The sequence below is a fragment of the Streptomyces sp. NPDC004561 genome, from assembly GCF_053602155.1.
In genome coordinates, this window is record NZ_JBSGDB010000440.1 from 1 (window position 1) to 7,389 (window position 7,389).

Genomic DNA, 7,389 nt, shown 5'->3' on the forward strand with positions numbered 1-7,389 from the left:
GGCGAGCCGCTCCAGCGACCGCTCGTCCGTGTGGTCCAGCATCCGGGCGAGGGCCTCGCCGTAGACCTCGGTCAGCAGCCGCACCGCCTCCAGGGCCGGGCCGGGAGCGGACTCCAGCCCCGCCAGCACCTCGTCGAGCCGGGCGAGCCGCGCCTCCACCGCCGGGTCCCGGAGCCGTACGGCGTCAGCCATGGTTCGCTCCGTAGGTCGGCGAGTGCACGGTGGTCAGGGTCTTGCCCTTGCCCATGTACATGTGCACGCCGCACGGCAGACAGGGGTCGAAGCTGCGCACGGTGCGCATGATGTCGACGCCCTTGAAGTCGTCGGGGCCGTTCTCCTCGAAGATCGGCTGGCCCTGGACGGCGTCCTCGTAGGGGCCGGGGGTGCCGTAGATGTCGCGAGGGCTGGCGTTCCACGGGGTCGGCGGGTACGGGTGGTAGTTGGCGATCTTCTTGTCCCGGATCACCAGATGGTGGGAGAGGACACCGCGCACCGCCTCGTGGAAGCCGCAGCCGATCGACTCGTCCGGCACCTCGAAGTTCTCGTACACCTTCGTGTCGCCGCTCTGCAGCATCCCCATCGCCTCCTCCAGGAAATGCAGCGCCATGGCGGCGGCGTAGGCGATGAAGTACGGCCGGGCGCGGTCGCGTTCGAGGGTGTTGCTCCACTTCGGGGGACGCCACTCCAGGGTCGTCTCCGGCAGCTTCTCGCCCTTGGGCAGGGTGATGCGGATGACGCCGCCGGCCGACTTCACGTACGGGGTGTCGACGAGGCCGCTCAGCGCGGTCGACCAGAGCCGGGCGAGGGGCCCGCCGCCGGTGTCCAGCGCCAGGTGGTCACCGGTCTGCGGGTGGAGCCAGCGCGGGCTCATCACCCAGCTGTAGTTGCCGTCGAACTGCCGCTTCTGCGGCACCGGGACGGTGGTCTGGTTCCACGGGTGGCGCATGTCGACCGGGTTGCCGAGCGGGTCGTGGGTGACGAACGGGTCCTCGTTGACCCAGTCCTCGTAGAAGGAGCTGCCCAGCATGATGCGCAGCCCGAGGTTGATGTCGATCAGGTCGTTGGTGACCAGCTTGCCGTCCACGATGACGCCCGGGGTGACGTACATCGCCTTGCCCCACTCGTTCATGGTGGCGTAGCGGTAGTCGACGACGTCCGGGTTCTGGAAGGCGCCCCAGCAGCCCAGCAGGATACGGCGCTTGCCGACCTCCTCGTAGCCGGGCAGCGCCTCGTAGAAGAAGTCGAAGACGTCGTCGTTCATCGCCACCGCCTTCTTGACGAAGTCGATGACGCGCATCAGCCGGCTGAGGTAGTCGGTGAAGGTGTTCGGCTGCGGCATCGTGCCGACGCCGCCCGGGTACATCGTGGAGGGGTGGACGTGCCGCCCCTCCATCAGGCAGAACATCTCCCGGGTGATCCGGCTGACCTTCAGCGCCTCCTTGTAGACCTCGCCCTCGAAGGGGTTGAAGGCCTTCATGATGTCGGCGATGGTGCGGTAGCCGTGGACGTCCCCGCGGGGTGCCTCGGTGCGCTCGGCGCGGGCCAGCACACCGGGGTTGGTGGCCTTGACCATCGCCTCGCAGAAGTCCACGAAGACCAGGTTGTCCTGGAAGATCGTGTGGTCGAAGATGTACTCCGCCGCCTCGCCCAGGTTGGTGATGTGCTCGGCCAGCTTCGGCGGCTTGACGCCGTAGGCCATCTGCTGGGCGTAGTTGGAGCAGGTGGTGTGGTTGTCGCCGCAGATACCGCAGATGCGCGAGGTGATGAACCCGGCGTCACGCGGGTCCTTGCCCTTCATGAACACCGAATAGCCGCGGAACAGCGACGAGGTGCTGTGGCACTCCACGACTTCCTGGTTGGCGAAGTCGATCTTCGTGTAGATACCCAGGTTGCCGATGATCCGGGTGATCGGATCCCAGGACATGTCCACGATCTGGGCGGGTTTGCGTTCTGCGGTCCGGGATTCGGTGGTGGTCATCTGCGGTACTGCCCCTTGCTGTTCGGGTCCGGCGGCGGGTCGGTGACGGGGTGGGGACGGATGGCGTCAGGCACGCCAGTGCGGGTCGTAACCGCTGGTCAGCTTGCGCTTGTTGTGGCGCCACTTGGGCTCGTGGTTCACCATGTCGTTGGTCAGACCGCGCAGTCGGCGGATGACCGCGCCGTAGGGCCGGATCACCATCGACGACAGCGTGCCGCCCGGCGGTTCGTCCATGAACGGCATGAAGGCGTCGGGGAAGCTGGGCATCGTGCAGCCGATGCAGATGCCGCCGACGTTCGGGCAGCCGCCGATGCCGGCCATCCAGCCGCGCTTGGGCACGTTGCAGTTGACGACCGGACCCCAGCAGCCGACCTTCACCTGGCACTTGGGGGAGTTGTAGTCCCTCGCGAAGTCGCCCTGCTCGTAGTACGCGGCCCGGTCGCAGCCCTCGTGCACGGTCTTCCCGAACAGCCACTGCGGACGCAGCATGTGGTCGAGCGGCGGCGGGGGAGCGGAACCGGCCGCGTGCTGGAGCACCCAGACGAGGGTCTCCATGAAGTTCTCCGGCTGGATGGGGCAGCCGGGCACGTTGACCACAGGAAGTCCCGACCGCGCCTTGAACTCCCAGCCGAGGTAGTCCGCGAGGCCCATGCAGCCGGTCGGGTTGCCGGCCATGGCGTGGATGCCGCCGAACGTCGCACAGGTTCCCGCGGCCACCACGGCCCAGGCCCTGGGCGCGAGTTGGTCGATCCACCAGTTCAGGGTCTGGGGCTCGCCGGTGTCGGGGTCGTTGCCGAACGACGTCCAGTAGCCGTCGCCCTCGATGATGTTCTGGTTCGGGACCGAGCCCTCGATCACGAGGATGAACGGGGCCAGGTCACCGCGGGCCGCCGCCCGGTACGGGGCCAGGAAGTCCTCGCCGCCCAGGCTCGGCGACAGCACCTTGTTGACGAGGTTGACCTTCGGCAGGCCCGGGATGAGGCCGAGCACCACGTCCTCGATGGACGGCTGGCCCGCGGCGGTCAGCGACACGGTGTCGCCGTCACAGCTCATGCCCTCGGAGATCCAGAGGATGGTGATCTCGTCGAAGCCCTGCCGCGCCTCGGCCCCGCTGGGCTCGCCGCGCATTTCGGTGGTACCGCTCTGTGTGGTCATGTCTGCGGCCTCCGTCGCAGTCGGTCTTCGGCCCGGCCGGGAGAGGCCGGCGGGTCCGTGGGCGCGAGGGGTTCGACCTCGTCGGGCCGGAAGTAGTGGAAACGGCCGTACCAGCCGTGCAGTTCGGCGGCCGGATCGTCGTCGACGGTGACCGCGATCCGCACGCTGCCGTCGACGTCGTGGAAGACGCCGGCGACCTCGGCGGTCCGCCCGTCCAGGAACATGTCCTGTGCGTCGGCGCCCCGCAGGCGCGGGCGCAGCCGCACCGGGCTGCCCGCGCCGACGGGCACCCCGTCCACCGGCACCGTGTCGGTGGTGGGCGACAGGCCGTCGTCACCGCCCTCCTGCCACCAGGCGGGCCGTCCGGCGGGCGGCGATGCCGGGGTCAGGGAACGGATCGCGCCGTGCAACCGCTCGAAGACCTCACGGGGCATGCTGTCGACCCGGTCGAGGATCCGCGCGGCCCGCGGATCGGTGGCGCGGGCCTCCGCCTTCTCCTCGTCGGTCAGCAGCATCGTGCGCAGCGTGAGGATCTCGTCGATCTCCGCCGCGTCGTGCAGATCGCCCGGGCTCTCCGGCGCCACCTGCGGGTGGTCCGGCAGGATGATCGGCGCGGAGAGCATGACCGGGCCGCTCTCCCCGGCGCCGCTCCCGGAGCGCGAGGGCGCGCCGCCGAGGACGGGGAACGTGAACGCGTTGCGGCAGCCGCGCACCTGCGCGGAAAGCTCCGCGGGCGGATCGATCAGCGAGACGAACTCCACTCCGTCCCCGCCGAGCAGGGTGTGGGCGGCGATCAGCGCATCGCGCAGCGCCTCGCCCCGAGCGGCCCGCGGGTCGGACGCCTCGCCGGTGTTCTCGGTCCGGACCCGGAGCCGGTACAGCCGGGGAGCGAGCGGCTCGGCGGTGAGCGTCACGGCGGCCCGGATCTCACGGTGCCGCCGTACCGTCCGGCCCGCGTCCGACGGCAGCGGCTCGTACTCGGTGCCGGCGGGCGCGCCCACGGCCACCGTGCGTGCGTCGCCCAGCAGTTCGGCCAGCGGCACCGTCAGCTCGGTCTCGCGCGGCACCGCCTCGTCGAAGGAGAGATGGGTGGCGCCGTCGTCCGTGCGCAGCGACTCGACCGGACGGTGACCGCCGGCCGCGTCGGCGGCCTCCATCTGCTTGTGCTGCATCTGGAGATACCGGACCCGCACGCGTACGACCGCCTCGTCGTGCGGCACCCGCACCAGGCACTCGGTCTGCTGGTACCAGGAGTCCGCCGACCCGGAGATGCCGGGCACGACCGGCCCGTCCCGCTCCACCCAGGTGCGGGGCAGCAGCACCCCGAACTGCCAGCGGACCCGGTTCTTCGGCGAGGACCGGCGGTACGGGTACAACAGGTACCCCTCGTACAGCACGGCGTCCGCGACGGCGCTCACCTGCTCGAAGGCCCGGCCGGGCCGGGCGCCCGCCGCGCCGGCTCCGTCCATGAGCGCAAGTCCGCTCCCGCCGAACTGGTCCGGCATCCCGCCTCCTCGTCACTGGTGCACCGGGGGACTTCTTCCACCACGGTCACACCCGTCACGGGCCCTCGCCCCTCCGGCGCACCCACATTGGGCCGGTCAGGCGACACGGGGGAGGCCGGGCGGCGAGAACGCCCGCATCCACCAGGCACACTCCGGCAGCCGGATCACCGGGTCCGTGCCGGGCCGGCACGGGTCCGGACACGACCGCGCGTCACGAGGGCGCACCGCGCCGGACGGTGACGGGGAAGTCGACGTGGCGGAAGGGGTTGGGCAGGCCGTGTTCGGCGGCCCGTGCCGGGTCGTCGACGTGGGCGAACGTGCGGACGAGGCTCTGCTTGACGCCGAACACCGCGTCGGAGTCCAGATACGGGGAGCCGTCCACGAACAGATGGGTGGTCAGGGTGCGGACGCCGGGCGCCGACACCTCGACGTGGATGTGCGCGGCCCGGTTGGGATGGCGGCCGGTGGCCCGCAGCAGTGCGCCGACCGGGCCGTCCGCGGGGATCGGGTAGTGGCGCGGCACGATCGTGCGGAACCAGAACCTGCCGTCCTCGTCGGCCGTGAACAGTCCCCGCAGATTGCGGTCCGGGACCTCGCCGGGGCGCTGAACGTCGTAGAAGCCCTCCGCGTCGGCCTGCCACACGTCGACGCTCGCTCCCGCCACCGGGCGGCCGTCGCCGTCCGTGACCCGGCCGGTGACCAGGCACGGCTCGCCCCGGCCCGCCTCGTCGACGCTGTCGCCGAGGGCCCGCGGCGGTGAGTCGACCTGGTGGAAGGGGCCCTCCACGGTGGACTCCGTGAACTGCCCGTCCGCCGGGTTGTTCAGCGTCTCGACCAGCATCGACACCCCGAGGACGTCCGAGAGCAGGATGAACTCCTGCCGGCCGGCGTCGCACCGGTGGCCCGTCTCCGTGAGGAAGCGGATGCCGGCGGCCCATTCCTCGCCGGTGAGGCCGACGTCCTCGACGAAGGCGTGGACGTGGCGCACCAGGGAGCCGAGGACCTCCCGGAGACGGTCGTCGTCCGCACCGGCGAAGCTCGCGGCGACGATCTCGGCGGAGCGCTCCGCCTCGAACCGCCCCGACAGCGGTGACGTACGGCTGTGCTGCTCGGTCATGTTCGTTCCTTCCGGCCGGTCGGTGAGCTGGAGCCAGAGCGGGTTCCGAGCAGCTCAGTGGAGCAGCAGGTAGCGGGTCACGAGGGAGCGGGCGCGGTCCGGGTCGATGCCCAGGGCCCGGCCGAGGGAGTCCCAGCGCTGCTCGCCGTCCTCCTCGATCATGCAGGCGGCCTCGCGGCCGACCCGGCGCGTCAGCCGGTCGAGGGCGGCGACGGCGCGCATGGCGGCGGCCGGGGCGTCGTCGGCGAGTGTGAAGAGCTTGTCCTCGATGTCGTTCATCAGCTCGGTGAGCTCGTCCGGCAGCGGCACGGTCCGCCGTTCGACGGCACGGATGTGCTCGTTCCAGTCCAGGCGCCGACCCGAGACGTCCAGGTCCTCCAGGCCGTCCTCGCCCAGTTCGTCCCACGGGATCGGCACGCTGGGGCCGCGCCAGCCGCAGGTGCAGGAGGCCCGGACCGCCGCCGCCCTCGGCGTGCTCGTCCGGCCGTCGTACGCCCACCACTCGCTGGTCCGGTACGTCTCGGCGCCGCCGCCGATGTCGAAGTACGCGGGCTTCGGCTCGCTGCCGTCGGCCAGGACCGCTCCGACGATGCCCTCGTGGGACTCACCGAACTCCTCGCTCGTCCAGCCCACGGCCGCCTCCCTGTCCCTCGCCGGACCCACCATGCTTCCAGCCGGGCCCGCCGGGCGTGCCGGGGTTCCGCGAGTACGGCCGGTTCACGATCGTCCGTCGCGATGCCGTATGGAACGAGGAGACCGCGCCGGGCCGGCAGCAGGGAGGCGAGGACGCCGCGAATGTCTCCTGCTGCCGGGCCGTACGCTCGTGCAGGCCCGCGCCCGCGCCTGTGCGACGAGTCGGCGCGGGCGACGGGGCCGGGCGTCTCAGCCGGCGGCGTGGTCGACGCGCAGCCGCACCTGCTCCTCCAGGCGCCGCAGGCTGCCGTCCAGGGCCTCGGACACCGCCCGCTCGCCCGGGTCGTGCCCGGCGTCGAAGAAGGACAGGTGCACGGTCACCTCACTGACGCCGCTGCCGATGCCCGCCACCTGGAGCCAGCCGGCGTAACTGCCCTGCTCACGGGTGCCCCACTCCAGGCGCATCTGGTCCGGTTCGGCACGCAGCAGGGCGGGGGTGTCGTGGTCGGAGCCGGCCTCGTGCACGGTGACGGCGGGCAGATCCTCGGCGTCCACGTGCAGCGCGTCCGGGAGCCAGGAGTCGAGCTGCCCGGTATTGGCCGCCTGGTCGAAGACCTGCTCGGGCAGCGCGGGCATCGTACGGGAGCGTTCGTACTCGGCCATGGTGGTACCGCCCCTCCGGTCGGAAGTCGTACCCCGCCCGCGTGCCCCTTCCGTGGCGACCGAAAAGCGCCGCAGCCGGCCGGTCGTCGCCCCCCTCACTCCGCCGCAAACTTGTCTGGTCAAGTTTGTTCGCGGTTCTTCCGCCCGACAGCGGCGACCACTAGTCATGTCCCGTTCGTTGCGCACACCAGGCCGTGCGGCAGGTCCGCCGCGCGGCAACCCTCACCAACGGGACGAGGTACACATGCTCTTGCGCATGGCACGGCGGAAGGAGACGCGGGAGGAGAGCTGCTCGGCGACGGCCTGGGCAACCAGCTGAGCGTCGGTCTCGGGGTTCT

6 protein-coding genes and 2 pseudogenes are annotated in these 7,389 nt (G+C 71.2%); all 8 read right to left on the reverse strand.

Features of this window, described 5'->3' with window-relative positions; genetic code table 11:
- Positions 1 to 192, reverse strand: a pseudogene (locus ACWEN3_RS37015) (NifU family protein); the annotation flags it as partial.
- Positions 185 to 1,978, reverse strand: a complete 1,794-nt coding sequence (locus ACWEN3_RS37020; protein ID WP_452980273.1) for a nickel-dependent hydrogenase large subunit — start codon at positions 1,976 to 1,978, stop codon at positions 185 to 187. The gene ACWEN3_RS37020 and the pseudogene ACWEN3_RS37015, both read right to left, overlap by 8 nt.
- 66 nt (positions 1,979 to 2,044) lie before the next feature.
- The gene (locus ACWEN3_RS37025) at positions 2,045 to 3,133 is read right to left on the reverse strand and encodes an NADH-quinone oxidoreductase subunit B family protein (protein ID WP_452980276.1); all 1,089 of its coding nucleotides are present in this window, start codon (positions 3,131 to 3,133) and stop codon (positions 2,045 to 2,047) included.
- Positions 3,130 to 4,638, reverse strand: coding sequence for a hypothetical protein (locus ACWEN3_RS37030; RefSeq protein ID WP_452980279.1), 1,509 nt, complete (start codon positions 4,636 to 4,638; stop codon positions 3,130 to 3,132). Before ACWEN3_RS37030 ends, ACWEN3_RS37025 begins: the two co-directional genes overlap by 4 nt.
- 211 nt (positions 4,639 to 4,849) lie before the next feature.
- Complete coding sequence (locus tag ACWEN3_RS37035; protein ID WP_452980282.1) at positions 4,850 to 5,755, reverse strand: dioxygenase family protein; 906 nt, start codon at positions 5,753 to 5,755, stop codon at positions 4,850 to 4,852.
- A gap of 54 nt (positions 5,756 to 5,809) precedes the next feature.
- The gene (locus ACWEN3_RS37040; protein ID WP_452980285.1) at positions 5,810 to 6,388 is read right to left on the reverse strand and encodes a hypothetical protein; all 579 of its coding nucleotides are present in this window, start codon (positions 6,386 to 6,388) and stop codon (positions 5,810 to 5,812) included.
- Between the two features lie 249 nt (positions 6,389 to 6,637).
- Positions 6,638 to 7,051, reverse strand: a complete 414-nt coding sequence (locus ACWEN3_RS37045; RefSeq protein ID WP_452980287.1) for an SRPBCC family protein — start codon at positions 7,049 to 7,051, stop codon at positions 6,638 to 6,640.
- A gap of 243 nt (positions 7,052 to 7,294) precedes the next feature.
- Positions 7,295 to 7,389 (reverse strand): annotated as a pseudogene (locus ACWEN3_RS37050) (30S ribosomal protein S3); the annotation flags it as partial.

Bases quoted from the DNA above. Each gene is read 5' to 3' on its own strand.
- ACWEN3_RS37020 (WP_452980273.1), bottom strand. From the start codon at position 1,978: ATGACCACCACCGAATCCCGGACCGCAGAACGCAAACCCGCCCAGATC.
- ACWEN3_RS37025 (WP_452980276.1), bottom strand. From the start codon at position 3,133: ATGACCACACAGAGCGGTACCACCGAAATGCGCGGCGAGCCCAGCGGG.
- ACWEN3_RS37030 (WP_452980279.1), bottom strand. From the start codon at position 4,638: ATGCCGGACCAGTTCGGCGGGAGCGGACTTGCGCTCATGGACGGAGCC.
- ACWEN3_RS37035 (WP_452980282.1), bottom strand. From the start codon at position 5,755: ATGACCGAGCAGCACAGCCGTACGTCACCGCTGTCGGGGCGGTTCGAG.
- ACWEN3_RS37045 (WP_452980287.1), bottom strand. From the start codon at position 7,051: ATGGCCGAGTACGAACGCTCCCGTACGATGCCCGCGCTGCCCGAGCAG.